This window comes from Thermoflexus sp., from assembly GCF_042408815.1.
Classification (GTDB): domain Bacteria; phylum Chloroflexota; class Anaerolineae; order Thermoflexales; family Thermoflexaceae; genus Thermoflexus.
Genome location: NZ_JBHOQR010000027.1, coordinates 25,483 through 51,427, shown reverse-complemented (window position 1 = coordinate 51,427; position 25,945 = coordinate 25,483). Strand labels below are relative to the sequence as shown.

Annotated in this window: 26 protein-coding genes; 16 read left to right on the top strand and 10 right to left on the bottom strand. The window is 63.3% G+C overall.

Annotated elements, in window-relative coordinates; genetic code table 11:
- Nucleotide 1: 1 nt before the first annotated feature.
- The 7 genes from ACFMO3_RS09775 to ACFMO3_RS09745 all read right to left on the bottom strand — a co-directional run bounded on the left by ACFMO3_RS09775 (nucleotide 2) and on the right by ACFMO3_RS09745 (nucleotide 6,511).
- On the bottom strand, nucleotides 2–565 hold the full coding sequence (locus ACFMO3_RS09775) for a hypothetical protein (protein ID WP_376790221.1): 564 nt from the start codon (nucleotides 563–565) through the stop codon (nucleotides 2–4).
- 236 nt (nucleotides 566–801) lie between these two features.
- Entirely contained in the window at nucleotides 802–1,869 is a 1,068-nt protein-coding gene (locus ACFMO3_RS09770; RefSeq protein WP_376790220.1) for a L,D-transpeptidase, read from the bottom strand.
- 533 nt (nucleotides 1,870–2,402) lie between these two features.
- Nucleotides 2,403–3,422, bottom strand: a complete 1,020-nt coding sequence (locus ACFMO3_RS09765; protein ID WP_376790219.1) for an AIR synthase family protein — start codon at nucleotides 3,420–3,422, stop codon at nucleotides 2,403–2,405.
- A 47-nt stretch (nucleotides 3,423–3,469) separates the two neighbouring features.
- On the bottom strand, nucleotides 3,470–4,315 hold the full coding sequence (locus ACFMO3_RS09760; protein WP_376790218.1) for an ABC transporter permease: 846 nt from the start codon (nucleotides 4,313–4,315) through the stop codon (nucleotides 3,470–3,472).
- A gap of 114 nt (nucleotides 4,316–4,429) precedes the next feature.
- Nucleotides 4,430–5,488, bottom strand: a complete 1,059-nt coding sequence (locus tag ACFMO3_RS09755) for an ATP-binding cassette domain-containing protein (protein WP_376790217.1) — start codon at nucleotides 5,486–5,488, stop codon at nucleotides 4,430–4,432.
- A 101-nt stretch (nucleotides 5,489–5,589) separates the two neighbouring features.
- Nucleotides 5,590–6,102: a signal peptidase II gene (gene lspA, locus ACFMO3_RS09750; RefSeq protein WP_376790216.1), complete on the bottom strand. Its 513-nt coding sequence runs from the start codon at nucleotides 6,100–6,102 to the stop codon at nucleotides 5,590–5,592.
- A 49-nt stretch (nucleotides 6,103–6,151) separates the two neighbouring features.
- Nucleotides 6,152–6,511 carry a TraR/DksA family transcriptional regulator gene (locus ACFMO3_RS09745; protein WP_376790215.1) on the bottom strand — a complete coding sequence of 120 codons (360 nt, stop codon included), beginning with the start codon at nucleotides 6,509–6,511 and terminating at the stop codon, nucleotides 6,152–6,154.
- 425 nt (nucleotides 6,512–6,936) lie between these two features.
- Between ACFMO3_RS09745 and ACFMO3_RS09740 the strand changes: the two genes are divergently transcribed.
- From ACFMO3_RS09740 to ACFMO3_RS09680, 13 genes are all read left to right on the top strand, one after another.
- Nucleotides 6,937–7,110: a hypothetical protein gene (locus ACFMO3_RS09740; RefSeq protein ID WP_376790214.1), complete on the top strand. Its 174-nt coding sequence runs from the start codon at nucleotides 6,937–6,939 to the stop codon at nucleotides 7,108–7,110.
- A 330-nt stretch (nucleotides 7,111–7,440) separates the two neighbouring features.
- Nucleotides 7,441–8,475, top strand: coding sequence for a PstS family phosphate ABC transporter substrate-binding protein (locus ACFMO3_RS09735; RefSeq protein WP_376790213.1), 1,035 nt, complete (start codon nucleotides 7,441–7,443; stop codon nucleotides 8,473–8,475).
- 169 nt (nucleotides 8,476–8,644) lie between these two features.
- Nucleotides 8,645–9,535 carry a phosphate ABC transporter permease subunit PstC gene (gene pstC / locus ACFMO3_RS09730; protein WP_376790285.1) on the top strand — a complete coding sequence of 297 codons (891 nt, stop codon included), beginning with the start codon at nucleotides 8,645–8,647 and terminating at the stop codon, nucleotides 9,533–9,535.
- 12 nt (nucleotides 9,536–9,547) lie between these two features.
- Nucleotides 9,548–10,405 (top strand): phosphate ABC transporter permease PstA, encoded by an 858-nt coding sequence (gene pstA, locus ACFMO3_RS09725; RefSeq protein ID WP_376790212.1) that lies wholly within the window; start codon nucleotides 9,548–9,550, stop codon nucleotides 10,403–10,405.
- 10 nt (nucleotides 10,406–10,415) lie between these two features.
- Nucleotides 10,416–11,189 (top strand): phosphate ABC transporter ATP-binding protein PstB, encoded by a 774-nt coding sequence (pstB, locus tag ACFMO3_RS09720; protein ID WP_376790211.1) that lies wholly within the window; start codon nucleotides 10,416–10,418, stop codon nucleotides 11,187–11,189.
- Nucleotides 11,190–11,198: 9 nt separating this feature from the next.
- The gene (locus ACFMO3_RS09715; protein ID WP_376790210.1) at nucleotides 11,199–11,651 is read left to right on the top strand and encodes an arsenate reductase ArsC; all 453 of its coding nucleotides are present in this window, start codon (nucleotides 11,199–11,201) and stop codon (nucleotides 11,649–11,651) included.
- Between the two features lie 61 nt (nucleotides 11,652–11,712).
- Nucleotides 11,713–12,369, top strand: coding sequence for a phosphate signaling complex protein PhoU (gene phoU / locus ACFMO3_RS09710; protein ID WP_376790209.1), 657 nt, complete (start codon nucleotides 11,713–11,715; stop codon nucleotides 12,367–12,369).
- 34 nt (nucleotides 12,370–12,403) lie between these two features.
- Nucleotides 12,404–13,030, top strand: a complete 627-nt coding sequence (locus ACFMO3_RS09705; protein WP_376790208.1) for a hypothetical protein — start codon at nucleotides 12,404–12,406, stop codon at nucleotides 13,028–13,030.
- A 339-nt stretch (nucleotides 13,031–13,369) separates the two neighbouring features.
- Nucleotides 13,370–14,680 (top strand): glycerate kinase, encoded by a 1,311-nt coding sequence (locus ACFMO3_RS09700; protein ID WP_376790207.1) that lies wholly within the window; start codon nucleotides 13,370–13,372, stop codon nucleotides 14,678–14,680.
- A gap of 26 nt (nucleotides 14,681–14,706) precedes the next feature.
- Nucleotides 14,707–15,219: a molybdopterin-guanine dinucleotide biosynthesis protein B gene (gene mobB / locus ACFMO3_RS09695; RefSeq protein ID WP_376790206.1), complete on the top strand. Its 513-nt coding sequence runs from the start codon at nucleotides 14,707–14,709 to the stop codon at nucleotides 15,217–15,219.
- 204 nt (nucleotides 15,220–15,423) lie between these two features.
- Nucleotides 15,424–16,566, top strand: coding sequence for a DNA polymerase III subunit beta (gene dnaN, locus ACFMO3_RS09690; RefSeq protein ID WP_376790205.1), 1,143 nt, complete (start codon nucleotides 15,424–15,426; stop codon nucleotides 16,564–16,566).
- A gap of 123 nt (nucleotides 16,567–16,689) precedes the next feature.
- Nucleotides 16,690–17,121, top strand: a complete 432-nt coding sequence (locus ACFMO3_RS09685; protein ID WP_088572388.1) for a single-stranded DNA-binding protein — start codon at nucleotides 16,690–16,692, stop codon at nucleotides 17,119–17,121.
- Nucleotides 17,122–17,252: 131 nt separating this feature from the next.
- Nucleotides 17,253–17,927, top strand: coding sequence for a haloacid dehalogenase (locus ACFMO3_RS09680; protein ID WP_376790204.1), 675 nt, complete (start codon nucleotides 17,253–17,255; stop codon nucleotides 17,925–17,927).
- Between the two features lie 80 nt (nucleotides 17,928–18,007).
- Here the strand turns inward: ACFMO3_RS09680 and pbpC are convergent, their stop codons facing one another.
- Nucleotides 18,008–20,473, bottom strand: coding sequence for a penicillin-binding protein 1C (gene pbpC, locus ACFMO3_RS09675; protein ID WP_376790203.1), 2,466 nt, complete (start codon nucleotides 20,471–20,473; stop codon nucleotides 18,008–18,010).
- Between the two features lie 60 nt (nucleotides 20,474–20,533).
- Nucleotides 20,534–21,637 carry a site-2 protease family protein gene (locus ACFMO3_RS09670; protein ID WP_376790202.1) on the bottom strand — a complete coding sequence of 368 codons (1,104 nt, stop codon included), beginning with the start codon at nucleotides 21,635–21,637 and terminating at the stop codon, nucleotides 20,534–20,536.
- A 308-nt stretch (nucleotides 21,638–21,945) separates the two neighbouring features.
- On the opposite strand from ACFMO3_RS09670, the gene yvcK reads away from it, so the two are divergent.
- Genes yvcK through ACFMO3_RS09655 form a run of 3 tightly spaced genes read left to right on the top strand, consistent with a single transcriptional unit; the run spans nucleotide 21,946 to nucleotide 24,236 of the window.
- Nucleotides 21,946–23,262: a uridine diphosphate-N-acetylglucosamine-binding protein YvcK gene (gene yvcK, locus ACFMO3_RS09665; RefSeq protein WP_376790201.1), complete on the top strand. Its 1,317-nt coding sequence runs from the start codon at nucleotides 21,946–21,948 to the stop codon at nucleotides 23,260–23,262.
- A gap of 44 nt (nucleotides 23,263–23,306) precedes the next feature.
- On the top strand, nucleotides 23,307–23,966 hold the full coding sequence (locus tag ACFMO3_RS09660) for a hypothetical protein (RefSeq protein WP_376790200.1): 660 nt from the start codon (nucleotides 23,307–23,309) through the stop codon (nucleotides 23,964–23,966).
- Between the two features lie 36 nt (nucleotides 23,967–24,002).
- Nucleotides 24,003–24,236 carry an Lrp/AsnC family transcriptional regulator gene (locus ACFMO3_RS09655; protein ID WP_376790199.1) on the top strand — a complete coding sequence of 78 codons (234 nt, stop codon included), beginning with the start codon at nucleotides 24,003–24,005 and terminating at the stop codon, nucleotides 24,234–24,236.
- Here ACFMO3_RS09655 and ACFMO3_RS09650 read toward each other — a convergent pair.
- Nucleotides 24,233–25,630, bottom strand: a complete 1,398-nt coding sequence (locus ACFMO3_RS09650) for a VWA domain-containing protein (RefSeq protein ID WP_376790198.1) — start codon at nucleotides 25,628–25,630, stop codon at nucleotides 24,233–24,235. The genes ACFMO3_RS09655 and ACFMO3_RS09650 overlap by 4 nt on opposite strands.
- Nucleotides 25,631–25,945: the final 315 nt, after the last annotated feature.

The following is a 25,945-nucleotide window of genomic DNA, read 5'->3' as shown; positions in this document are numbered from 1 at the left end:
CTCAAGCTACGGGTTTTGCTCCTTCCGACCACCGTCGGATGACCTCCTGTAGGAGGGCCCGGAGATTGGGATCGGGTATCTCCTCTAATCGGCTGTAGCGCTGCCCGCCCACGGTGATGCCCAGGGTGCCGTCCGGCATCGTCTCGAAGCGAACCGCCCGGTAGGGGAGCTCAGGGTGATGCTGGAGGAGTTCTTGAAGAATGGCATCCAGTTGCTCAGCCAGGGTCGGGACCGAGGGGGAGATCCCAGGGGTAGGCAGGGGAAACGGCGCGGAGCCTTCAGTCATCCCCCGAACCGCTCGCAGGGCTTCCAGAACTAGCATAGCCGCCTGATGATCGTGGATCTCCCGTAGATGCCGGTAGCGTTGTTTTCCAACTTTCACCCACCAGGTTCCATCCGGGTCTCTAACCAGCGCGATGCCGGTCTCCGTTTTCGGGGGCGGGGGCGCGCTGGCCTTCGGCGAACCGTTTCCTCCCCGAAGGGCAAGCCCTAAAGAGAGGCCCAGCAGGAGGCCCACGATCAGCGCCCCGCCCGCAAAGAGATAGATCAGCTCCAGGGGAACCATATGGGATCTTTCTCCCAACGGATTGCGCCGTTCATTCTCCTGGGGGCCTCCGGGCCGGGATGGATCCGGAGAATCCCTATGACCACAGAACTCATCCCATCGTCTCTGACTCTATCATTGTAGCACACCGAGCGCTCCAATGCCTAACGCCTCATATCAGCGGCTGTGTTGTCCGCCGAAGATCAGGGTTCAGCTCACGGACTTTGAGGGTGTTGGCAGACCGTGATGTCCATGTATCAATCGTGCACCCAGACCCAGGTGCCCGGGTTGTCAGGGGTGGCCCGCACGAAAGGCGCATCCCCATAAGGTTCGGCCCACTCGAACAGCCAGCGGGCGTCGATGGGCGCGAGGTTCACACAACCCCGGCTTTGCGGGAAGCCGAAGCGATCATGCCAGTAAGCCCCGTGAAGGGCGTAACCCTGATAGAAGAACATAGTCCACGGCACATCTTCCAGGTAGTAGTAACCGAAGATGTCTCCATCCATCCGGGTGGTTCGGGCCTTCACCTGGATCCGGAAGAGGCCCGTGACAGTCGGGGTGCGGGCGCGGCCGGATGAGATCAAGGTTGCATAGACCAGCCGCTCCCCTTCATAAGCCGCCAGGGTTTGCTCGTAGAGGTTCACCTCAATCCACTTCGAACCCGGTGGGACCCCCGCGGGGGGCCGAGTGGGAATCACCAGTCCCACGGATTGTTCCCTAATCCACTGATGGGGGCCCACCCGATACCATCGCTGATTCCCAATGTGACGAATCTCTTCCACCGTGATCAGGGTATAACGGGGCAGGACAGGGGCTTTCGGATCCGGCGCCTGGCCCGGCTCCTCGGAAGGCAAGGTGGCTTGAACCATCCAGCCGAAAGGACGAGTGGGCGGGGTGCTGAAGGCCACCCCGTGAAAGCGGGAGGGGGCACCGAAGGCTAGATACGAGGCCTCAATGTATTCCTCTCGATTGATCTGATAGAAGACTTTCCCGCCCGCCTCCACCCGGCCGTGCACGCTCACCCACACATAGCCCCCGGGGAAGATCCGCCGGGGAGAGCCGCCGTTCAGCGCATCCTCCGGTGAACGATACGTCGGAGCCGGGGTCCGAACATAGGCATAGATGTAAGGGACCAGCGGTTGGGACAGGGTTCCGGTCCGGCCGGGATAGGATCCCGGGGGATCTGCCTTCCCATGTGCGGAGCTGACAGAAGGAGTTCGCGTGGGAACCGGGCGGGGACAGAACGTCGGGTCCCCATCAGGAGGAATACAGCGGCCCGTCACGGAAAGGATTAGTCCCAAAAATCCCAGGATGAGCGCCATCATGAGCCCTCCACATCGCTGGTTTGCGAGGTCATCCGTGAAATCGTTCGGAAGCTCGCACAAAGACACCACCGATACAACGAATAAAAAAGATCCTCCGTGTCTTTGTGTCTCTGTGTGAATCTCCTGAAGTTACTGCGTTTCCGAACGCTTTCCCAAAGCCACGATAAGCTCGATAGCCAACCTGGAGCCGGAGGAGAGGGTTTAACGGATTCGGACTCCAAGGTTAGATTTTCTCTAATTATAACTTAAAGCATTTAAAACGTTTCTGGACGCCTGCCCTATGGGAGATAGGCGGGTGGCCAACCCATACGCTGTCCATTCCCGCGGGGTTTTCCAGAGGGGTCGGCAGGAGAAAAGAGAGGTGGGAGGCCGGGCAGGCCCCCGAAGGCGGCTGTCCAGCCCCCTATAACCGAGCGTTTTTCCCGGCCGCCTTTCTGGGCGAGCAGGAAATCGACCTTCCGAGGCGCCATCGCCTCAGGTGTCCGCCTTCCCGTCGCCACTGAAGCGGCTCTTGCATTTGTAACGGCGTGAACTCAAAGCGATCCCTCGAAGAGTCGAGCCAGCTCATCCCGGGGGAAAGGTTGGAGGGGTTCCCGTCGGCCGGCGCGTTCGATCCAGTTTCCGTCTTCCACGGGCTGGAGCTCCCCGATGATGGCGGCGGGGCGCCCGGCCGCGATCAGCGCATCCCGGATCGCCGGCGCATCTTCGGGTGGAGCGACGATGAGGAGCGAACCGGAAGCCAGTAGGCCCCATGGATCCAGCCCATAGTGCTGGCACAGGGTCCGGGTCTCCGGATAGATCGGCACAGCCTCGCGGTCCACCCGGATCCCGAGGCCGGCGGCCTGGGCCAGTTCCCAGAGCCCGGTGGCCAATCCTCCCTCCGTCGGATCATGCATTGCGTGCACCCGACCCGCCCTCAGGGCGATCTGCGCATCCTCCAGCACGCTGATCCCGGGATTGTAAAGAAAATCCGCGCAACGATTGAGGAAGGCTTCCCCGAAGATCGGCAATAGCTCCGCACGCTTCTCCCGGGCGATCACGGAGGTGCCCTCAATAGCGATCGGTTTGCTCAGGATCACCTGATCCCCAGCCCGGGCGCCACGCGGGGTGATTAGGCGATCCGAAGGGACTTCCCCCAGCATAAATCCGGCGATGATCGGCCGTTCCAGACCATAAGTGACCTCGCTGTGGCCGCCGATCAATGCGACTCCAATCGCCTCACAGGCGGAGCGAAGCGACTGGAAGATCCGCTCGACCAGCTCCACATCGGTACGTCCTTCCGGCAGGAGGAGGACGGCCACCATCCAGCGGGGGAGGGCGCCGGTGGTCGCGATATCGTTGGCGTTGATCTGGACAGCATACCATCCGATCGCATCGGTGGCGAAGGTGATGGGATCTGCCTTGACCACCAGACAGCGATCCCCCATATCGACTACCGCCGCGTCCAGACCGATCCCGGGCCCGAGCCGCACCCGTGGATCCGGGATGGGGAAATCCAGCAGACGCCGCATAAGCTCCAGGGGAAGCTTCCCCACCGGGAAGATTCCCGACATGGTAGTTAATCCTCCTCTCCGGCTTTTTGTCCGCGTCCCCGCTACCTTCAGGCTCCAAAGGCCTCGTAGCGCCGGATCCCCAGCCGCCAGAGCAGGACAACCAGACTGACCGCGATGCTCAACCACAGTCCCTGGGCTATGAAGCCCTGAGCAATACGGTCCGGCGAGAGCCGCCCCAGCAGCATCTCCAGCGGAAATGATAGCATCAGGGGGAAGGGGGTCCAGCGCAGCAGTTGCTGGATCCCTTGCGGCATGAGGGCCAGGGGAATCACATACCCGGACCCCAGTGCCTTGATGAAGAACCAAACTTCATGAAAGGCCACCGCCTGGGAGGTCCAGAAAGCGGTGAGGCCAATCGCATATTGAAAGAAGAATTCCAGCAACAGGGCCAGGAATGTGGCGGCAGCGACCCGAAGCAGGTTGATGGGCGTGAGATCGAGCTGAGGGCCTGGATACAGATAGAGGGCTAAAGCGATAGGGGGGCCAACCAGCAGGGCCTGGATCGGGCGGGAGGCCAGCGTCCGGGCCAAGTCATAATGCAGGGGATGAAGGGGTCGCAGCAGCTGGGCGCTCAACCCTCCCGTCCGGATATCCCGGTTCAGATCCCAGATGATCCAAACCCCAGTCATCCGGCGCAAGAAGATAGCGGAGAGGTAATATCCCACGAAGGTCCCTGCGTCGAAGGGGCCGATCGGCCCTTCCCGGGCCATGGAGATCCAGACGGCGAGCATCACCAGCGGCATGACCCCGGAGAGGATCCAGATGAGAATCTGCACTCGATATTCCAGGGTCCGGGCCCAGTAAATCCGCAGCAGCGTGGGATAAGCGCGCAGGGTCGCGCGGATCGCGGCGACACTTTCCGAAATCCGGGTCGGATGCTGCGGGATCGCCATGGTGCAGATCGCTCCAATCCGAGCCGGGTGAAATCGAACGATCAATGGAATGGGGCCGCTGCTCTTCCGTGCTGGGAGGGATGGGGATGGAGGGGCTGGGCCCCTGGGTCCTGATTAACCCTTCGCATACGCTTCGGGCTCTTCCTCTTCTTCTTCCCCGAGCTCCGGCCAGCGGGCCACCTGCCCGGGTTCCTGCTCCGCGGCCTCGGCGAAAACCCTCCGGATGACTTCCTCCACGGGAGGCTCCTCAATGGCCAGGTCGGTTACCGGCAACGCCGTGAGCAGTGCCGCGGCGATCTCCGCGGTTCGAGCTCGGGGGACCCGGAGTTCGGCCCGGTGGGAGTTCAGACTCAGCACCTCGCCAAAAGGGGAGAGGGCGCTTATGGGAAGAGGCTGTGCTATCGTCACCCGCACGATGCGATAGGGCATCACCCGCTCCGCCAGCGCTTCCAGATCTCCATCATAGAGCAGATGGCCGCGATGAATCACCAGCACCCGCCGGCACAGGGCGGCCACATCGGCCATATAATGGCTGGTAAGCAGAACGGTGGCCCCGGTCCGGCGGTTATACTCCCGGATGAAATCCCGAATCCGGGCCTGCATGGTCACATCGAGGCCGATGGTGGGCTCGTCCAGGAACAGCACCTGCGGTCGATGAAGGAGGGCGGCGGCCAGCTCGCATTTCATGCGCTCTCCCAGGCTGAGCTTGCGCACCTGTTTGGTGAGCAATCCTTCCAGATCCAGCAGCTCCACCAGCTCCTCCAGGGTGCGCTGAAATTCCACCTTCGGGATTCCATACACTGCCTGGTTCAGCAGGAACGTCTCGATGGCGGGGAGATCCCACAGCAGCTGCTGTTTCTGGCCCATCACCAGCGTGATCTGACGCAGGAAAGCGCGTTCCCGGCGCTGGGGGATGAACCCCAACACCCGGACCTCACCGGAGGTGGGGTAGAGGAGGCCTGCCAGGATCTTCAAGGTGGTGGTTTTGCCCGCGCCGTTCGGGCCGAGAAAGCCCACGATCTCCCCGGGTTCGATGGTGAACGAGACATCCTCCACCGCGGGGATCACCCGATAGCGGCGGCGGAAGAATGCCTTCAGGGATCCCAGCAACCCTGGCGCCTTATGGTGCGCCCTGTAGTATTTGTGGAGCCGATAGACTTCGACCGCCAGCATCCCAGGTTGCTCGGAGAAAGATCCGGATGGTGAGTTGGCCTGACCGAGGGGGGTCTGGTTCCGATCCTCCGCCGTCGCGGCGATAAGGCCATGATGATGGGTTATCCGGATCCCTGCTGGGGATCATCGGAGGGGGAGGAAACCGGCGGATGGGGCTGGGCGCGTTCCTCGGCTCCCATGAAGACCAGCAGCAGTAGCATCCCCACCACGATCGCACTGTCTGCCAGATTGAAGACTGGCCAGAACTTGAAATCCAGGAAATCCGTGACGGATCCGAACCGGATCCGGTCGATCAGGTTTCCAAACGCTCCTCCCAGTTGAAGGCCCACGGCGATTTGAACTGGCCACCCTGCTGTTGCCAGCTGCCGGGTGTAGAGGAGCAGGAAGGCGATCACCACCACGGCGACCGCGATGAGGACTGATCCCCATTCCCGGAACAGACCGAAGGCGATGCCGGTGTTCGTGACGTGAGTGAAGGTGAAGTAGCGGGCCAGGGCCGGGATGGGGGCCCAGGATTCATACAGGGCCAGGTTCTCCCGCACCCATGCTTTGCTCAGCTGATCAGCAGCCAGCGTGGAAAAGGCGACCGCGCCTATGATCCAGCGGCGTCCCATAGCCAGCGCCTCCACCGATTGAGATCGTGTCTCTCCCATTTCACAAGTCCTATCGGAAGGCCTCGCCAGGTTCGCGCTCCCGTTTGGATTGACAGTCCAGACAGAGGGCCGCGAAAGGAATGGCCTTCAGGCGGGCGATATCGATCGGCCGGCCGCATGCCTGGCAGATCCCATATGTGCCCTCCTCCATCCGCTGGATCGCTGCCTCCACTTCCTGAAGGCGGATTTCCAGATGCCGGCGTAACGCAGCCCGGGTCGTTTGATCCAGCACATCGGTAGCGTCATCGGCCATGTGATCATGGTAACCGATCCCCTCCGGCGCGCGGGCATCCAGTCGGGCCAGCTCTTCTTTTAATCGAGCACGCTCGTCCTCGAGCACCTGGCGAAACCGATCGAATGGAACGGCCATCACCCGCCTCCTCTCGGGCTGAACTTCAAGCCACGCCGGAGCTGGCCAGCCATCAGACGCCTATCCCTGATCTCTCATTCGAGCTGAACAGTGTGTTCCCTTATACAACTCGACAGAACGTTGCCTTGAGACCATCGCCTCCCATTGAATTGTAAGACGTGGTGAAGGTTCTGTCATCCGAACCGGATCGTTGGAGAGCTCAACATGGACTTACACCATAGGGCGCCCATTCTGGGAGGCGAGATGATCTTTCCTAGACTCCCCTGGACCTTTCAGGAAGGCGGCGGGAAGGCCGGAGGGCCGACAGCGCCCGTCTGTTGTGAAAAAGATTTAACACATCTTTCGGGAAACCCGAAAGAACGCTTCACCTCTCTCGCAGGAAGTTCCATTAAGATGAAGGTGAACTTGAGTCGAGGGAGGAGGGTATGGAGACCATCATCGAGGTAGACGAGCGGCTTCGGCGGCTCCGGGAGGAGCTCACCCGTCTGGTCCGGGAAGGGGAAGACGAGGAGGGTATCCGTCTCCGAGGCCTGCTGGCAGAGCTGGAGCGTCTGGAGGCGCTGCGCCGGGAGCTGCGGGCGTGGCGTCAGGCGGCGTGATCGATGGGCGATCGATGCGCCGGTTTATGCCGATCCGGAAACCGGCTGGCGTCCTTACGTTCATTCCCTCTGAGGCGCGAAGGGCGCCACGTGCTGTTGAGCCTGCCGGACACTGAGGCGCTCCGGGCGTTCTTGAGGGAGCGGGGGATCCGAGTGGCAACACGCGCCGCAGCGGATCCGGCGCACCGAAGGAAGCAGGGATCGAGATAGCCCTCCCCTCGCTGGGCCAGGCCGTCGCGCTGCCTCTGCAAAGGAGCGATGGCTTGACGCGGGGAGAGGAGGCGCTCCGGCTCCCTCCCGGATTCCGAATTCACGGTGAGGAGGCCTGCGATGAAATGGGGTCCGATGCTCAGCAAGGTTGTGGCTTTGCTGGCGGTTGTGGCAGCGGCGTGTCGGGCGGCCTCGACGGCGACGCCCCAGCCTCCTTCTGCGGCTCAGCCGTCTGCCCGCTTGAGCGGCCAGATTCAGATCGACGGTTCTTCCACCGTCTACCCCATCACCGAGGCGGTGGCGGAAGCATTCCAGAAGGAAAATCCGGGTGTAAAGGTCGTGGTGGGGGTTAGCGGAACCGGTGGGGGGTTCAAGAAGTTCTGCAACGGGGAGACAGACATCTCAAACGCCTCGCGTCCCATCTCTAAGGCGGAGATGGAAAGCTGTGCGAAGAGTGGCGTTGAATACATCGAGCTCCCGGTGGCCTACGATGCGCTCACCGTGGTGGTCAATCCCCAGAACAACTGGGTGGCCTGCATGACCGTGGCGGAGCTGAAGAAGATCTGGGAGCCTGAAGCCCAAGGGAAGATCACCCGCTGGAACCAGGTGCGGCCCGAATGGCCCGATGCGCCGTTGAACCTCTTCGGCCGGACCACCGACAGCGGCTCCTTCGATTATTTCACGGAGGCCATCGTGGGGAAGGCCAAGGCCAGCCGGGGCGATTACACCGCCAGCGTGGACACCAATGTGGTGGTTCAGGGGGTGGCGAACGACAAATACGCGCTGGGATATATCGGCCTTGCCTATTATTTCGAGAATCAGGACAAAGTGAAGCCGGTGGCCATCGACAGCGGAGCAGGATGCGTGTTCCCCTCCGAGGAAACGGTGCGGAACGGGACCTATAAGCCCCTCTCTCGTCCCGTCTTTATCTACGTGAGCCGTAAGGCTGCGGACCGCCCGGAGGTGGAGGCCTTCGTCCGTTTCTATCTAACCCAGGGCCCCTCGCTCATCCGCCAGGTGGGATACATCCCCCTTCCGGATTCGGTCTATTCCCTGGCGTGGCAGCGCTTCGAGGGCCGCAAGGTGGGAACGGTGTTCAAGGGCGAGGCCGCCGTGGGGCTATCCATCGAAGATTTGCTCAAGGCGGAACAGTAAGTGGGATGGGGCCCGGCGAGGGCGACAGGGGCTCGCTATACTTGAAGAGGCGGGACGGCGGATCTGGGGCGCCACCCCGCCTTGGATTTCCATCCTGGAGAGACAGGGCTCCATGGGGATGATGGCTCGCTCGGCGGTGGAGATCTCTGCCGCCCGTTTCCGGAGGGGCATGGCCGCCCGTTGGCGGGAATGGGGGGAGCTGACGATCCAGGTCCTTCTGTTCTTCGCCGCCATGGTCTCCGTGCTCACCACCATCGGCATCGTCGCCATCCTGGTGGCGGAGGCATTGCCCTTTTTTCAACAGGTCTCTCTGAAGGAATTCCTGCTGGAACGGGAGTGGACCCCTCTGTTGGCCCAGCGGCGTTTCGGGATCCTGCCGCTGGTGGCAGGGACCCTCCTCACCTCGGCGGTGGCCTTGGCCCTAGCCATGCCGGTGGGCCTGTTGAGCGCCATCTATCTCAGCGAATACGCCTCGCCACGGGTCCGGGCTGTCTTGAAGCCCGCCCTGGAGATCCTGGCTGGCATCCCCACGGTGGTCTACGGGTATTTCGCCCTGCTTACCGTTACGCCTCTTCTGAAGCGGATAATTCCTGATCTGGAGACTTTCAACGCCCTCAGCGCCGGCCTGACCATGGGCGTGATGATCATCCCCCTGATCTCCTCCCTGAGCGAGGACGCCCTGTATGCGGTCCCTTCTTCTCTGCGGGAGGCAGCCTACGCCCTGGGCGCCACGCGTCTGGAAGTGGCGGTGCGGGTGGTGATCCCGGCGGCCCTCTCTGGGATCGTGGCCTCGTTCATCTTGGCTGCCTCCCGTGCCGTCGGGGAGACCATGATCGTGGCCATCGCCGCCGGGCAACGGCCAATCCTCACCCTAGACCCCCGCCGTGCCATCGAGACCATGACCGCCTACATCGTCCAGGTCAGCCTGGGGGACGTGCCCCATGGCACCCTGGAGTTCCGCACGATCTTCGCTGTAGGCCTGGTGCTCTTCCTGATCACCCTCACGCTGAATTTGATCGCCCTGCGAATTATCGAGCGCTATCGGGAGATCTACCGGTAGGAGGCATGTCCGATGAGTCAACGGCGGCGTCGGGAGCGAATGGGGAAGGTGTTCGAGGGGATCGCGCTGGCGGCCACCATCTTCGGCCTGCTGGTCCTGGCCTTGCTGCTGCTTGATGTAGCCCGTCGAGGGCTGGGGACGCTCTCCTGGTCCTTCCTCACCTCCTATCCTTCCCGGTTCCCAGAGCAAGCGGGGATCCGCTCGGCGCTGCTGGGGACGCTCTGGATGATGGGGCTGACGGCGCTCTTCGCGGTGCCCCTGGGAGTGGCGGCCACCATCTACCTGGAGGAATACGCGCCCCGCAACCAGCTGACCCGGCTCATCGAGCTGAACATCAACAACCTGGCGGGGGTGCCCTCCATCATTTATGGCCTGCTGGGGCTGGAGCTGTTCGTGCGGGCGATGCGGCTGGAGCGGAGCATCCTGGCCGGCGCCCTCACCCTCAGCCTGCTTGTCCTGCCTATCCTGATCACCGCCTCCCGGGAGGCGCTGCGGGCGGTGCCGATGAGCCTGCGGGAGGCCGCCTTCGCCCTGGGGGCCACCCGTTGGCAGGTGATCCGCCATCAGGTGCTGCCGGTGGCCTTTCCGGGCATTCTCACGGGGATGATCCTGGCCCTCTCCCGGGCCATCGGGGAGACCGCCCCGTTGATCACCATCGGAGCCCTGGCCTTCATCCCCTTCGATCCCAAGAGCCCCTTCGATCCGTTCACGGTGCTCCCCATCCAGATCTTCAACTGGATCTCCCGGCCCCAGGCGGGCTTTCACGCCCGCGCGGCGGGAGCTATCCTGGTGCTGCTGGCGGTTTTGCTGTCGATGAACGGGCTGGCCATCTATCTTCGCTATCGCCTGCAGCGGCGCTATCAGTGGTGAGGGGGAACGCATGGAGGAGATCGTCCTGGAGACGCAGAACCTCACGGTCTACTACGACGGCCGTCCCGCCATCGAGGGGATCTCCTTGAAGATCCCCCGCCGGCGGATCACGGCGATCATCGGTCCCTCCGGGTGCGGCAAAAGCACCTTGCTGCGCTGCTTCAACCGGATGAACGATCTCATCCCCTCCGCCCGCGTGAGCGGCCGAGTTCTCTTCGAGGGGACCGACCTCTACGGTCCCGATGTGGATGTGGTGGAGGTGCGGCGGCGGATCGGGATGGTGTTCCAGAAGCCGAATCCCTTCCCCAAGAGCATCTATGAGAATGTGGCCTTCGGCCCGCGCATCCAGGGGATCCGGGACCGGCGCAAACTGGACGAGATCGTGGAGCGCTGCCTGCGGGCGGCCGCCTTGTGGGACGAGGTCAATGACAAGCTGCATCAGAACGCGCTGACCCTCTCCGGCGGTCAGCAGCAGCGCCTGTGTATCGCCCGGGCCTTGGCTACCGAGCCGGAGGTGCTGCTGATGGACGAGCCGGCCTCCGCCCTGGATCCCATCGCCACCATGAAGATCGAGGACCTGATGCGGGAGCTGGCCCGGGAATACACCATCGTGATCGTCACCCACAACATGCAGCAGGCCGCCCGGGTGAGCGATTACACCGCCTTCATGCTGGCTGGGGAGGATCGGGTGGGCCGTCTCATCGAATTCGGGCCCACCCAGCAGGTCTTCACCCGCCCGCGGGATCGACGCACCGAGGATTACATCACCGGACGGTTCGGATGAGGAGGGCCGATGGATGCACGGAAGCTGCGAGTGCTGGTGCTGTGCACTGGGAATGCGGCCCGCAGTCAGATGGCAGAGGGGTTGATCCGCGCTGCCCTGGGAGATCGGGTGCAGGTTTTTTCCGCCGGGACCCATCCGGCCGGCTATGTGCACCCCATGGCGATCCAGGTGATGCGGGAGATCGGGATCGATATCTCCGGCCATCGCAGCAAGTCCCTGTCCGAGTTCATCGGGCAGCCCTTCGATCTGGTCCTCACCGTCTGCGACCATGCGGCCGAGGAGTGTCCGGTCTGGCCCGGCCAGGGCGAGCGCATGCACATCGGTTACCCTGACCCCGGAAGGTGGGCCTGGGATGAGGAGAGGATGCTGGAGGAGTTCCGGGAGATCCGAGATCGGATGCGGGAGGAGCTGTTGCCGATCCTCCGGCGCTGGATCGAACAGCAGGAGGAAGAGGATGTTTGACCCGAAAGCGCGCCCGAATTACCATGCGGAAGCCAGGATCGGAAGCGGAGGGGAGGGGCCCATGCAAGCTCGTGTGATGCTGGAGCGTGATCTGAGCGCCATCCGTCAGGACGTGCTGCGGCTGGGGGGGATGGTGGAGCAGGCCATCGATCGCTGCATCGAGGCCCTGAAGCGACTGGATGTGGAGATGGCCCGGGAGATCATCGCCTTCGATGAGGAGATCAACCGCATGCGCTATCAGATCGAAGAGGCATGCCTGGAGGCCATTGCCACCCAGCAGCCCATGGCCAGCGATTTAAGGGCGATTATCGCGGCGATGTTCTGCGCCACCAATCTGGAGCGCATGGGGGATCATGCCAAGAGCATCGCCAAGCTCACCATCGAGATGGCGGACGAACCCCTGCTCAAGCCACTCATCGACATCCCTCGCATGGCCCAGATCGCCAAGGAGATGCTACGGCAGGTCCTGGAGGCCTATGTGGAGCATGACCCGGAGAAAGCCCGCGCTGCGGTCACCCGGGATGATGAAGTGGATGCCCTGGACGAGCAGGTCTACCGGGAGCTGATCACGTATATGATGCAGGATCCGCGAACGATCTTCCGGGCGACCCGTCTGCTCTGGATCTCCCACAACCTGGAGCGCATCGCAGATCGGGTGACGAACATCGCCGAACGAGTGATCTTCATGGTCACTGGAGAGTTGCAGGAGTTAAATTAACCCAGCGCGGCTTTTTCATGAGGCCCCTGCATCCATGTCCCTGCGCGGTCTGCGGGAGGAGATCCGACCATCCATCGAGGGGCCGGGGCGAAGGGTGATCCGTCCCCGTCGGTTTCCTTTTTTGTTATATCGACGGCTGGCCCGCATGTATCGCGGGCCTGCGTTGTGCACCGCGCTCCTGACGTTGGCCCTGTATTATCTCCCCCTTTTCATCCCAGTGGAATATCCGTGGCCGCCGGAACAGGATGGTCTCCTTCTGGTTATGGCGGGGGCGGTTCTGGCCGTCTGGCTGATCCCTGAGATCGGAAGCTGGCTCTCCGGGGTAGAGCCGAGGCCGGAGGCGCTGGTTTTTAGAGCCCCATTCTTCGCCCTTCGAGTCTCTTATCGGCGGATCCGCAATACCCGGCCCACGGTGTTCTCCGAGCTTTTCCCCCGCATCCCTCGCCGCCACCGGCGATGGCTGGGGCCCTTTTATGATCACACGGTCCTGGTCATCGAGACGACAGGTTACCCGTTGCCTGTTCGTTGGATCCGCTGGCTGCTCGGACCCTACATCTGCCTGCCTGAGGGGACCGGCTTTGTCTGTCTGGTCTCCGACTGGATGGCCCTGAGCCGCATGATCGATCACTACCGGGAAGCCGCGCGCGGATCGTCTTTTTGAGGCTTCCGATAGCTGGGAATCGGTTCCCCTTTGGGCTGGACCTGAGTGGGCGTTTGGAGATGGGGGGCGGGAATGGCATGTCGGGCCCAGAGGGTCCTTATCCCCTGCGCCCAACGCGTTTTTCCGGGCTCAAAAGAGGTGAAAAATAATCCATGGGTGAGCGCTATACCTTGGATCTCCTGAGGAGAGCTAAGGGCCCGGGCGGGCTGTTAAAGTACCTTGCCAGCGCTTCCGAAGAAGGGTCACCATCATGGCGCAACAGATTCCCGACAGTTCTCCCATAAGGAGATGGCAGCCATGTCAGAGGGAGGCGTAAACCAGGATCTCCGAAGGGCTGTGATGCGGATCCTCCATGCCGCGCTGGGGGCGGTGGATCCCAGCGCGGCCGTGCGACGCCATGTCCGCCGGGAGGGGACGCAGCTCATCGTCGGGGAACAGCGCCTCGATCTGAATCAGTATCGCCATGTGTTTGTGCTGGCGCTGGGCAAAGCGGCCTATCCTATGGCCTATGCGCTCCAGGTATTGCTGGGCAGCCGACTGGATCGGGGCGTGCTGGTGACCAAATACGGGCATCTGGCTGCAGCGCTGGGTGAGCGCTGGGTGGTGATCGAGGCGGGGCATCCCGTGCCTGACGAGAACAGCGTCCGAGGGGCCCGGGCCCTGGCCGCTCTGGCGGAGCAGGCTGGGCCGGACGATCTGATCCTCTGTGCCCTCAGCGGCGGGGGCTCCGCGTTGGCCACCTGGCCGGTGGAGGGAATCAGCCTGAGCGATCTCCAGGCGGTGACGGATCTCCTATTGCGCGCGGGCGCAACGATCCACGAGCTCAATGCTGTTCGTAAGCACCTCGATCGGATCAAGGGGGGAGGGCTGGCCCGTTTCGCTTTCCCAGCTACGGTGCTGACCCTTGTGCTTTCCGATGTGGTGGGGGATGACCTCTCGGTCATCGCCTCAGGGCCGATGGCACCGGACCCTTCCACGTTCTATGATGCTTGGCGAGTGCTGAACCGTTACGGCTTGCTGGAACGAGTTCCGCTCCCGGTGCGCACCCATCTGGAGGCCGGGCTGCACGGGAAGATCCCCGAAACCCCCAAGCCGGGCGATGAGATCTTCCATCGGGTTTCCCATGTGATTGTGGCCAGCAATCGCCTGGCCGCCCAGGCAGCCCTGGAAGAGGCCACGCGCATGGGGTATCACGTGTTCTTGCTCTCCACTTTTGTGGAGGGGGAAGCCCGGGAGGTCGCTCGGGTGATCGCCGCTATCGCCAAGGAAATCGCGACCACCGGACGGCCGGTTCCTCGCCCGGCGTGTGTGGTGTGGGGTGGGGAAACCACCGTGACGGTGCGAGGAAGTGGGCGAGGGGGGCGGAACCAGGAGCTGGTGCTATCGGCTGCCATCGCCCTGCAGGGCTGGCCCGAAGTGGTGGTGGCCTCCTTGGGGACGGATGGCATCGATGGACCCACAGATGCCGCCGGTGCCATCGCCGATGGGGAGAGCATCCATCGCGCTGATCTTCTGGGCCTGGATGCGATGGCTCATCTGAACGCCAATGATGCCTATGCGTTCTTCGATGCCCTCGGCGATCTCATCCGCACGGGTCCCACAGGGACCAACGTCAATGACATTGGTGTGATGCTGGTGGGCCTGCCGTAAAATCCGATGGGAAGGAAGGTGCTCCCATGTCTTCAGCGTTTCCGCCCCTGGTTTGCATTGTCGGGCGCTCCGGATCGGGGAAGACCACGGTGCTGGAAGGTCTGGTGCGGATCTTCCGGGGATGGGGACTGCGGGTGGGCACGATCAAGCATGATCCCCATGGGGAGATGCAGTGGGATCAACCCGGAAAAGATACCTGGCGTCACCGGGAGGCGGGCGCCGAGCTCGTTCTGGGCCTCACTCCCCACTGGCTCTGGCTATCCCGACGGTTGAGCCATCCGCTGACGTTGTCGGAGCTTTTAAGGGAATGTGACGGACTGGATCTGGTGCTGGCAGAGGGATTTAAAGCCGAGGCGGCACCAAAAGTCGAGGTGGTTCGCCAGGAAACCGGTCTGGATCTCCTGGAAGGATTGCAGGAGCGGTGGGCGGTAGTCTCCGATCTCCCCCTGGATCCCGGCGTTCCGCGCTTCCCGTTTGAGGAGCTCGAGGCGCTGGCGGTCTTCCTGGCGCAACGCCTGGGGCTCCAGCGGGCGCGCTGAGGGAATTCCCCGCATCTTCCTCTGAAAGCCGGAACGATCTATTTCCGCCTTAAAACTCGTTATAATCAAAAAGAATAAGACATCCTTCCTGGGATCCTTTGGACCACGGGAGGGAGGAGGGAAATCTGCTTTGGGGTTCGGGCTGGCTATCGGAGGCGGTCAGCCCGAACCCCCAGGCGCATCTCGGACAGGAGGTCCGTCCCGATGAACGTGACCATTGCGCAATCGGCTTTCGAGCGGGCCCTCTCAGTGGCCGGCCGGGCAGTCCCTTCGCGGGCGACCCTCCCCACATTAACCCATGTGTTGCTTCAGGCAGAGCCCGGGCGCTTAAAGGTGGCGGGAACGGATTTGAATCTGGCTATCATATCATGGGAAGAAGCACTCGTCTCGGAGCCCGGTGGCATCACGGTTCCCGCCAAGCCTCTGGCGGACTTCATCGGCGCCCTTCCAGATGAATCCATTCATCTCCAGGTCCACCGCGAAACATGGACGCTTCACATCGTTTGTGGATCCTATGAAACGGCGATGAAAGGTCTGGATCCAGAGGAGTATCCGATTCTGCCGGACATCGAGGGGGATGGCTTTGCGCTGGATCCAGAGGACTTCCGGCAGGCGATCGATCAGGTGACGTTCGCGGCCGCGGCCGATGAAACCCGCCCCATCCTCACCGGTGTGTTGATCCGTCGGGAGGAAGGACCAGCGGGGGGTGCGACGGTTCTGACGATGGCGGCTGCGGATGGCTACCGCCTCTCGGTGAAGACCATACAAACCCTGCGTGCCCCAGAGGGCGCCTTCTCGGTGATCCTTCCGGCGAGCACGCTCGAGGAGGTGGGCCGCTTGCTGAAAAGCGAGACCGAGCCGGTGTCGATGATAGCCCTCCGGGGGCGGAATCAGGTTGGCTTTCGCCTCAGCCGTGTGGCTGTGCTTTCCCAGTTGATTGAAGGCCAATTTCCGGACTTCCAGGCGATTATCCCGAAGCGTTGGGAAACCCGCGTCGAGATCTCCCGGGAAGGCTTATTGAAGGCTTGCAAGGCGCTCAGCGTGTTCGCCCGTGAGGCTTCGAATGCGGTTCGGCTGGTGATCACCCCCGGGGAGGGGAATCGGCCAGGTCAGGTTCTTCTGCAATCCCGATCACCGGAAAAAGGGGAAACCCGCGTGGCCATGGATGCGCTGGTGGAGGGAAATCGTCTGGAGATCGCGTTCAATGTGCGATTCCTGATGGATGTGCTGGAGGCCATCGAGGGGGATCGAGTGGCGTTCGAGATGACCTCGCCCCAATCGCCGGTTAAGGTCCTGTCGGTGGGGGATCCGTCGTTTGTGCATGTGGTGATGCCGATGTTCCTGTAGGGCTTGAGGGGATGCCGGGGGGGCGCCACGTCTCTGGATCCAGCCCGGCCGGTTTCACTGAGGGCCAGGCTTCCTTTGCGCTCTTTCAATTCTATGTCAAATCCGAGGGAGGGAGGAGAGGCAATGTATCACAAATTGATCATCGCGGGCCATCTGGGGACGGATCCTGAGATGCGCTACACGCCGGAGGGGACGCCAGTGACGTCGTTCCGGATGGCCAGCAATATCCGGTATCGGGATGCCAGCGGTGAGCAGCGGGAGGAGACCATCTGGTTCCGGGTCTCCGTCTTCGGACGGCAGGCGGAGATCGCCAATCAGTATCTGCAGAAGGGACGCCCGGTGCTGGTGGAAGGCCGGTTGCGGCCGGATCCGCAAACGGGCAACCCGCGGATCTTCCGCCGTTCGGATGGGACAGCGGGGGCAGTCTATGAGGTGCGGGCGGACCGCATTGTGTTCATCGGGCCGCGGCCTGCAGAAGCTCCGCCTGCTGTGGAGGCGGAGGAGCCTGTGTTGGAGGAGCCCGGATCCATCGAGGAGGAGGAGATCCCGTTCTGAGCCGGGACGGCTGGGGACGGGAATGGTTCTGGCCTGGGGGCAGGGGGAAGGAGGCAGGCTGGACAGGGACCTTTGGTCTCTGTCCAGCCCTTCTATGGAAGAAGCCTGTCGTGTTGATTGAGAGCGCTTCCATGCTCCTGAAAGAACTGGAAGGGATCGCACGTGAAATCCATGCCGCTCTGGAGGCCAAGAACGCTGCCCGGGAGACCGCGCTGGCACGCTGTCGGGAGCTGACCCGTCTGTGCGCGCTGTGCATTCGGGCGGTTCATCGGGAGGAATACGCCGAGGGCCAGCGCCTGCTCCATGAGGCCCGGCAGGCGGCTTTCGTTCTGCAGACGGATCTGGCTCCCTTCCCGGACCTCCTTTACGCTGGGTATACGCAGGATGCCCTGAAGGAGTGGGTGGAGGCTGCCGTCGTCTACACCATCATCACCGGCCAACCGCTCCCCGGCCCGCAGGAATTGAGGGTCTCGGAGGCCGCCTATTTGAACGGCCTGGCGGAGGCCGCCACGGAGCTCCGTCGGCGCATCCTGGATCTGATCCGCACCGATCGTTTTGAGGAGGCGGAGCGCCTGCTTCAGGCGATGGATGAGATCTATGAGACGCTGATCACGATGGATTACCCCGATGCGTTGACGGGCAATCTGCGCCGGGCGACGGATGTGGTGCGGGGGACGCTGGAGCGGACCCGGGGGGAGCTGACCCTCAGCCTGCGGGAGCATCTCCTGCAACAAGCCCTGCAGCGCTTCGAGTCCCGGGCCGGTGAATCACCGGGGCACTTATCGGGATCCGAACCGTCTGCCTGACGTTGCAATTCCCCGTTGGGTTCTGGTGGTCCGGAAGAGGATCGCTCCAGCGACTCCTCCGTGTTCTCCCGCCGGGGCGATCATCGAACCTCAATATGCAAGGGAGGAGCCTCAGCGGTCTGGCCTTCCCCGAGCCGGGCGATCGCCTGGAAGGTATGGGATCCAGGCGTGAGGGGCCACCAGGCCCGATACGGAGGCTCTGTCCACTCCATCCACGGCTGACCATCGATCTGCACCCGCACCACCTGGGGAACGCCCTTTCCGATCCAGTGAACCTCCACTAAGAGCCGCTGAGCTTCTGAAGGGAGGGAAGGAATTCGTCGATAGATGGCTCCCGCGGGTGGGGAGACCCAGCGCAGGACGCCTGCCCCGCCCACTGTTTCCTGTCCATCTACTGGAGGCAATGGGAAGCCGTTCTCCTGCGCCCATTTCCACGCCGGTGGCGGCCACATGATCAACACCCGCTCTTCCACTTCCTCGGGCGGCGTCTCCGGCCCTGCCAGCCTGCCTGTCCGCCGGTCGATGCGCAGCCGCCGATAGAGGTCATCGGGCTCCTTCGGTTCTGTTCCCTCGATGAACCATTCCTCCCGGGTCTGCGGGCAATCCGGGGTAGGCTGCTTTCCCGATAATGCGCAGACCCGCACCCGATGCACCCCCTCCGGGATCGGAAAATCCCGAGCCGGCTGATCCCGATGAATGATCTCCATCACCGCATGCCAGATCGGCGCGGCGCCGGTCACACCCGAGATCTCCCGCAAGGGCGTCTGATCCACATTCCCGACCCATACTCCCACCACCCAATCCGGGGTGTAACCGATGGTCCAGTTGTCCCGCCAGTCGCTGCTGGTCCCGGTTTTCACCGCCGCCGGGCGGGAAAGGTTCAGCGGGCTCCATGATCCGAACCCCATGGCCCGCGCGTTGGGATCTTTCAGGATATCCGTGATCAGGAAAACCACCCGGGGATCCAGGATCTGCGGACCGGGTTCTGGCGATGCCACATATCGGAGCCGCCCGTGGCGATCTCGAACCTCTCGAATCAGGAGGGGAGTGATGCGGCGGCCGCCGTTCGCCAGGGCCGCGTAGGCCGCCGTGAGATCCACCAGTCGCACCTCGCCCCCTCCCAGGGTCAGCGCCAGCCCATACCGGGCCGGGGGCCCGGGAAGCCGGACCCCCAGCTGATCCAGTAGTTCCACGAGACGAGGGACCCCTACCTGTTCCAGCACAGCGACTGCCGGCACGTTCAGAGAGGAGGCCAGCGCTACGCGAGCGGAGACCGGCCCATGGTAGCGCCGATCGTAATTGATGGGCTGATAGCTCTCCCCCTCCGCGGTGATGAAGGTCTGAGGAAGATCCCAGAGGAGCGAGGCGGGGGTCAGGAGCGGGCCGCTGCGGGGATCGAAGGCGAGGGCGTAGGTGAAGGGTTTGAGCGCGGAGCCGGGCTGGCGGGGGATGCGGACGCCGTCCACCGCGCCCTGGATGGTGGCGTTGAAGTAATCAGGGCTCCCCACCCACGCCAAGATCTCTCCGGTGGAAGGCTGGATCACCACCACAGCGCCGTTGCGAGCGCCGGCGCCCGGGTGGTCCGGTCGGGGATGGTTGATCTCCTCCAAATGGGTGCGCAGGATCTCTGTGAAGGCCTCGTTCCAGCCCAGATCCAGCGTGGTGGTGACCACCAGGCCCTCCTCGAACATCCCTTCTTCTCCGAACTGCGCCACCAGGGCCTCGCGGACGGCCATCACGAAATGGGGGGCGTGGATAGGAAACGGCGCGCTGGCGAAGTGTAAGCGTTCCGCGGCAGCCCTTTCGGCTTCCTGGGGGGAAAGAAAGCCATGTCGGGCCATCAGGCGGAGCACCTGCCGGCGGCGCTCCTCGGCGGCCTTCGGATCCGTGAAGGGATCATAGCGGCTCGGCGATTGGGGAAGGCCGGCCAGAAGGGCGCATTCCGCTGGATCCAGCTCCGCGGCATGCTTGCCGAGATAGGTCATGGCGGCGGCTTCCAGCCCATAGGCGAAGTGTCCGTAGAAGACTGTATTGAGATAGATTTCCAGGAGCTCCTCTTTCCCATAGCGCTGGCTCAAGAGCAGCGCCAGGATCGCCTCTCGGGCCTTCCGGCGGAGGGTGCGCGCGGTTCGTTCATCGGAGCTCAAGAGCAGCGATCGGGCGATCTGCTGAGGAATCGTGCTGGCCCCGGATCGTGTCTCTTCGCCCTTCAGGTTGGTCCATAAGGCCCGCAGGATCGCGATCGGATCCACCCCGGGGTGTTCATAGAAACGGGCATCCTCGGTCGCCAGGGTGGCGGCAATGCAGGCGGTGGGAATCCGATGCAACGGGAGCCAGATGTGGCGTCCCTGGTGGGGAGGGGCCATCTCGTAGAGGAGCCGGCCGTGGCGGTCCAGAATACGGACGCTAGGGCGGGGAGCCTGCCGGCTCAGATCCCTTGGATCTGGAAGGGGTCCGATCCAGAGGGCCAGCGCCCCAGTGCCCAGCCCGCTTCCCAGCAAGCCGACCAGCAGGATCTTCGACAGCCATCGTCGGGTTCCGATCATAGGAGGTTTCCCAGCTCACCGGGCTGTCCGGGCAGGGCGCAGAGGGAGAGGCCTTGACCCCTATGGGAATTGGACCAGCGTGAAAGGAACAGGGACGAAGATCAGCAGAAACAGCATCCAGGTCAACCATCCGATCGCCTGACGGATCGGATCCAGGGGGGTGATGTCGTTCAGAGGCGGCGGGTGGCGCAGGCCGGTGAGCATCGGCATGAAGGCCCAGAGGAACCACCCCGGCCAGCGCAGGCCCAGCAGCAGCAGCGCGAACACGCCGATCTCAGAGATCCGCCACGCGGTGCGGCCGAGCATAGCATACAGAATGTGCCCGCCGTCCAGCTGGCCCAGAGGCAGCAGGTTGAAGGCTGTCACCAGCAATCCAATCCACCCTGCCCATGCCAGGACATTCAGCTGCACGTCGTAGCCATCCCCAGGCAGGGGGCGGCCGAAGATCAGGACCTTCAGGCTCCAATAAAGAAGGGAATTCCCCTCAAGTGCGACGGCGCCCCGGAGGGGGACAACCGGGGAGGTCATGAGCCCGTAGATGAGGATGGGGAGGGCGACAGCCAACCCGGCGAGGGGGCCTGCCACGCCGATATCGAAAAGCGCCTTCCGGTTGCGGATGGGGGATCGGATCTGGATGAAAGCTCCGAAGGTGCCGAGCATCCCGATCAGAGGGGGCACCGGGATGAAGTAGGGCAGTGTGACCTCGCTACGATGCAGGCGAGCGGCAATGTAATGCCCCATTTCGTGAATCCCCAGGATGAGCAGCAGCGCAGCGGCAAAGATGATGCCCTGCCTCAGATCGAGGGAACCCTCACTGCCATAGAGCGCCCCGGCCCATACCGTGGTGACCACTGTGGCCAGGAACAGGAGGATATTCACCCATGGCCGGGTGCGAGCCGGCCGGGCGACCCCGGCCTGGGCGATGATCTGGTCGGTCTGACCGTGACGCCGCAGGATCGGGGTGTACCCCAGCGCCTCGAAGCGCGTTCGCAGGATCTCAAAGGCCGATTCCGGATCGGTTTGCAGATAGCCCTCGAACGCGATCACCTGATCCGGCGGATACAGCACGCGGGCTTCGGTGATCACGAAGAGCCCTCGCAGCGCCGCCGCCAGTCGGTCGAGCGTGGAGGGTGTCCATCCGGTCTCATACCAGGCGGTTTCCATCGAATGCCATGCCTCGCAGGGCAAGATGTGGGAGCGCGTTGCCCCCCCTCTCCAGTCTAAGACAGGGGTGGAAAGCCTGCAACGATCGAAGGAGATCCTGCCCCCAGCGCTTCAGGGGCCGCTATGGTCAACCTGATCGCACGGACTCTTTCGATGGGGAGGGGGAACCCGTTCTCCGAGGGGCGATACCCCCTAACGGATGAATGCCCAGCGGTGCAAACCCCAGGGGCGAAGTTGGTTCAGTCGGGTTATGATATCTCTCGGAGAGGGCGCATTCAGGAAGCGCTCAGGATTGCATGGGGGAGGAGATGATTCGAAGAGGAAAAGCTTGCCTGGTGTGGGTATCCGCCGTTCGGTCCCTGCGTTACTGGTTAACCCCCGGGCTGGGGGTCAAGCGATGGCTGGTCCTGCTGCTGATGGGGATTACCGAGCTGGCCCTGGCGCTGGCCTATGTGCTGGTCACCATCTATCGAGAACAACCATTGCCCCCGATCTTCTATTACCTGACCCTGCAGTTCATCCCCCGTCTGGGCCGGGCGGCGCTCTTCGGGTTCCTGGGCCTCGCGACCACCGGGTTCGCCCTGGTGCGGCTGAATCGCACGCTGCTTTCTCCCTTCGTGCAGCCCGGTCGAGATGTGGCGGAGATCCTGCACCGTCACCGGCAGCGGGAGCGCGGGCCGCGGATCGTCGTCATTGGGGGTGGCACCGGCCAATCCACGCTGTTGCGCGGCTTGAAGGGGATGAGCGCGCGGCTGACGGCAGTGGTCACGGTGGCGGACGATGGGGGCAGCTCCGGCCGTCTGCGGCGCGAAATGGGGCTGCTGCCGCCAGGGGATTTTCGTAACTGCCTCGCGGCCCTGGCGGAGGCGGAACCCCTGATGACCGCTCTCTTCCAGTATCGGTTCGGTCGGGGAACGGGCCTGAACGGCCATGCCTTCGGCAACCTGTTCATCGCCGCGATGGCCGAGATCACCGGAAGCTTCGAGCAGGCCGTGGCGGAATCCAGCCGTGTCTTGGCTGTCCGCGGGCGGGTGTTGCCGTGCACTGTGGAGCACGTGGTCCTGGCCGCGGAGATCCGAGACGCACAGGGCCGTATCCACCGCGTGGACGGAGAATCCGCCATCCCGGAGGTCCGGGGCCGTATTGAGCGGGTGTGGCTGATCCCCGAGCATGCCCGGGCGTATCCGGAGACCATCCGGGCTATCCTGGAGGCCGATCTCATCGTCCTGGGTCCGGGAAGCCTTTACACCAGCGTGCTGCCCAATTTGCTGGTCGGGGGGATCGTTCCGGCGATCCGGGCCAGCCGGGCCCTGAAAGTGTATGTGTGCAATGTGGCCACCCAGATCGGGGAGACCGAAGGCTATAGCGTGGCGGATCATGTGCAGGCCATCGAACGCCATGTGGGATCCGGCCTGTTCCACCTCGTGCTGGTAAACAGCCGGACGGATGTGGCGTGGAAGGAAGTCCCGGAGGAGGTCGGCGAGCTGGTGCGCTGGGATGGGCAGCCGATCCCTCCCTACACGGTGGTGGCGATGGATGTCATCGACGAGCGAACGCCATGGCGCCATGACCCGGAGAAGCTCGCCCGGGCGCTGATGATGCTCTACGAGCGCTATCGCCGCTGAGCTCTAGATGGCGCATCCTCTCGCGATGGGACTGGAGATTAGGGGTGATGCGATCGATGCGCTCGATCTGGGGGATTCTCCTGCTGTCGCTTCTTGCCGGGGGCGCCTGCTGGCTGGGGTCTTCCCGTCCGGGTCCTTTGGTGTACGAAGGGCCTTACCGGGTTGACCTGGCTGTGGGAGAGCAGTTGCCCGGGACGAACGTCCGTTACCTGGGGGTGGTGCCGCAAGGGGCTCGCGTGGACATCGCGGGGAAGCAGACGATCCGTCTGGCGGGGGATTCTCTGGAAGCAGAGGCCCAACCGCATCCCACCCTGGCGGTGCGCTACAACCTCCGGATCTATGCCTATGATGAACGCGCCCTCCATGCCATCGGCACGGTCCGCGTCGAGATCTGGGAGGCGCAGCCGCGGCTGGGGCCACGGCCTCCTCAGGCTGCGGTGCGCTTCACCGCCCCGGTCACTTACCGCGTGCCTCGGGATGGGGTGATCCCCGGGACCTCCATCGTTTATCGGGGAAAGGAAGGCGACCGGGCGCGCCTGGAAGGCCTTCCCGGTTACCCCTATCGAAAGATCGGCGATTCCATCCTCTGGGCCGGACAGGTGCATCCGATGGTTCATTTAAACATGACCTTTCGGGTTCTTCTGATCGAGGATTCATGGCTGACGGTAGCCGGTACGGTCGAGGTGTGGCTCTCGGGGATGTGAGGAGACGCTGGCGTTCCAAAGGAGGGGGAGGTTGCCATGGTGCAGGCATATGTGTTCATCCAGGCGGCGATGGGCAAGCCCAGTGCGGTGGCGGAGGCCTTGCGCAGGCTTCCGGAGGTGAAATCCGCGGTGGTGGTCACCGGGCCTTACGACGTGATCGCCCTAATCGAAGCGCCGGATTTGCAGGCATTGGGCCGGGTGATCACCGAGAGGATCCAGACCATCGAGGGCGTTGAGCGCACCCTCACCTCGCTGGTCACCGGGATCTAAACGCCGCCCCGCTCGAACAGGCGATCCACGGCCTCCGCCAATTCGGCCAGGTTCTGGACCTGGTGGACGGCCGCGCAGAGGGGAGCATAGAGGGGCATGTCGCTGTCACCGGTGCCCCACAGCGGCCGGGGCTCCGGGTTGAACCATAGGATACGCTTCGCCCGACGTCGGATGAGCTCCAGGCAGTCCAGCCGGGGATCATTGTAATTATTCCGCCCATCCCCCACGATGATCACGGTGGTCCGCCGATCGATGGCCTCCAGGTAATCTCGGCAGAAGGTGGACAGGCTGTTCCCCAGATCCGTGTTGTAATACCCTGGGGGGTTTTCCATCAGCACCTGGCGCACGGCCTCCTCCGGCCGGTGCTCCGCGAAGATGGGAGTGATCTCCACCAGATCGTCGATGAAGACGAAACTCCGGGTGCGGCTGATCTGATCCTGGAGCAGGTAGATCAGGTGCAGGAAGAACTCAGAGCAATGCCGCACAGAGGTGCTGAGGTCACACAGGACCACCAAGCGGGGTTTGAGGTGGCGCCGTCGGAAACGCAGATCGAAGGGGACGCCGGCGTGGCGCAGGTTGACCCGGAGGGTGGTTTTGGCATCCAGGCGGCGGCCGTCGCCGCGCTTGAGGCGCAGGGCGGCCCGGGTGCGCAGGCGGGCCGCCAGGCGGGCCACCATCTGGCGCAGGCGCTGGAGATCCGTCGGCGTGAGATCCTGGAAGGGGCGCTCCATCAGCTCCATCTCGCTGGGCTCCGGGGGGCGCTCGGCCAGGTGCTCCAGGGTCGCCATTCCGGCCGCCTGTTGGAGCTGGCGGGCCATCGCAGCCCGATTGGCCTGGATCTGCGCCTCCAGCTGCTGGAGGGTGTGCGCATCCGTTCCCGCTTCGGCCAGCATCCGTAGCAAGGCACGGATCATCTGCTCTAGGCGCTCGTCCAGCCCGACGGCGCGTTGCATCCAACGGGCGAGGGCCTGGCGATCCGCCCATTCTCGCACCCTTCGACTGCCGGCGTAACGAGCCAGCGCCTCCAGCTCCTCTGGGGTGAAAGGCTGGCCTTGCAGCAGCCGTTGCATCAGGGCAGCGAGGTGCGGCCCGAATCGGGCCGCAAGGGCCTGAAGGGCCATCTGCAGGCGGCGCTGGTCCTCCGGTGAGAGGCCGTTCATAGCGGAAGCCATAGACGGCTCGCCCAACCCGAAGAACAGGGGGAAGAGCTCCTCGAAGATAGGGATCGCCCGGGCCTCCTTCACCAGGGCCGTACGAAGGGCGGCTTTAAAGATCTCGCGATCCATCACCCCTACCTGCTCCACCGCCCGCAACGCGTCGGCCGACTCCGCGACCGAGACCCGAACGCCGGTGGCCCGGAGAGCACGGATAAACTGAAGGATGCGCTCATCCACAGTCAGGCTCCTTTCCTCAAGACCATTTTCGAACCGCCCGTGTTTCACTCTGGCAGATAACGGGAACGATCCGCCCCTTTCCTGAGCGAATCGAGCGCCTGGCGGAATCCCACCCTCTCTAAGGCGATGCACGGTGGGGAGACCGCGGAAGGTATTGCCATTCTGGCTCCAGTGCGTCCTTCCGTCAAAAAAGACCAGCGCACGGACAGGTGTTCACCAAATGGTTTCTTGATCTCCCCGCTTTGAGTTTGGGCATTTCCAGGTTCAGGTGCTACGTGATGCCCGAGTACAAATCCAGAGGAAAGGCGTTTCCCA

Coding starts and splice junctions, on each gene's coding strand:
- ACFMO3_RS09740 (WP_376790214.1), top strand. CDS start 6,937: ATGGAGACCATCATCGAGGTAGACGAGCGGCTTCGGCGGCTCCGGGAG.
- dnaN (WP_376790205.1), top strand. CDS start 15,424: ATGAACGTGACCATTGCGCAATCGGCTTTCGAGCGGGCCCTCTCAGTG.
- ACFMO3_RS09700 (WP_376790207.1), top strand. CDS start 13,370: ATGCGGATCCTCCATGCCGCGCTGGGGGCGGTGGATCCCAGCGCGGCC.
- ACFMO3_RS09715 (WP_376790210.1), top strand. CDS start 11,199: ATGGATGCACGGAAGCTGCGAGTGCTGGTGCTGTGCACTGGGAATGCG.
- pbpC (WP_376790203.1), bottom strand. CDS start 20,473: ATGATCGGAACCCGACGATGGCTGTCGAAGATCCTGCTGGTCGGCTTG.
- mobB (WP_376790206.1), top strand. CDS start 14,707: ATGTCTTCAGCGTTTCCGCCCCTGGTTTGCATTGTCGGGCGCTCCGGA.
- pstA (WP_376790212.1), top strand. CDS start 9,548: ATGAGTCAACGGCGGCGTCGGGAGCGAATGGGGAAGGTGTTCGAGGGG.
- ACFMO3_RS09670 (WP_376790202.1), bottom strand. CDS start 21,637: ATGGAAACCGCCTGGTATGAGACCGGATGGACACCCTCCACGCTCGAC.
- ACFMO3_RS09755 (WP_376790217.1), bottom strand. CDS start 5,488: ATGCTGGCGGTCGAAGTCTATCGGCTCCACAAATACTACAGGGCGCAC.
- ACFMO3_RS09655 (WP_376790199.1), top strand. CDS start 24,003: ATGGTGCAGGCATATGTGTTCATCCAGGCGGCGATGGGCAAGCCCAGT.
- lspA (WP_376790216.1), bottom strand. CDS start 6,102: ATGGGACGCCGCTGGATCATAGGCGCGGTCGCCTTTTCCACGCTGGCT.
- ACFMO3_RS09760 (WP_376790218.1), bottom strand. CDS start 4,315: ATGGCGATCCCGCAGCATCCGACCCGGATTTCGGAAAGTGTCGCCGCG.
- ACFMO3_RS09770 (WP_376790220.1), bottom strand. CDS start 1,869: ATGATGGCGCTCATCCTGGGATTTTTGGGACTAATCCTTTCCGTGACG.
- ACFMO3_RS09705 (WP_376790208.1), top strand. CDS start 12,404: ATGTCCCTGCGCGGTCTGCGGGAGGAGATCCGACCATCCATCGAGGGG.
- pstB (WP_376790211.1), top strand. CDS start 10,416: ATGGAGGAGATCGTCCTGGAGACGCAGAACCTCACGGTCTACTACGAC.
- ACFMO3_RS09685 (WP_088572388.1), top strand. CDS start 16,690: ATGTATCACAAATTGATCATCGCGGGCCATCTGGGGACGGATCCTGAG.
- yvcK (WP_376790201.1), top strand. CDS start 21,946: ATGATTCGAAGAGGAAAAGCTTGCCTGGTGTGGGTATCCGCCGTTCGG.
- ACFMO3_RS09775 (WP_376790221.1), bottom strand. CDS start 565: ATGGTTCCCCTGGAGCTGATCTATCTCTTTGCGGGCGGGGCGCTGATC.
- ACFMO3_RS09745 (WP_376790215.1), bottom strand. CDS start 6,511: ATGGCCGTTCCATTCGATCGGTTTCGCCAGGTGCTCGAGGACGAGCGT.
- phoU (WP_376790209.1), top strand. CDS start 11,713: ATGCAAGCTCGTGTGATGCTGGAGCGTGATCTGAGCGCCATCCGTCAG.
- ACFMO3_RS09735 (WP_376790213.1), top strand. CDS start 7,441: ATGAAATGGGGTCCGATGCTCAGCAAGGTTGTGGCTTTGCTGGCGGTT.
- ACFMO3_RS09680 (WP_376790204.1), top strand. CDS start 17,253: ATGCTCCTGAAAGAACTGGAAGGGATCGCACGTGAAATCCATGCCGCT.
- pstC (WP_376790285.1), top strand. CDS start 8,645: ATGGCCGCCCGTTGGCGGGAATGGGGGGAGCTGACGATCCAGGTCCTT.
- ACFMO3_RS09765 (WP_376790219.1), bottom strand. CDS start 3,422: ATGTCGGGAATCTTCCCGGTGGGGAAGCTTCCCCTGGAGCTTATGCGG.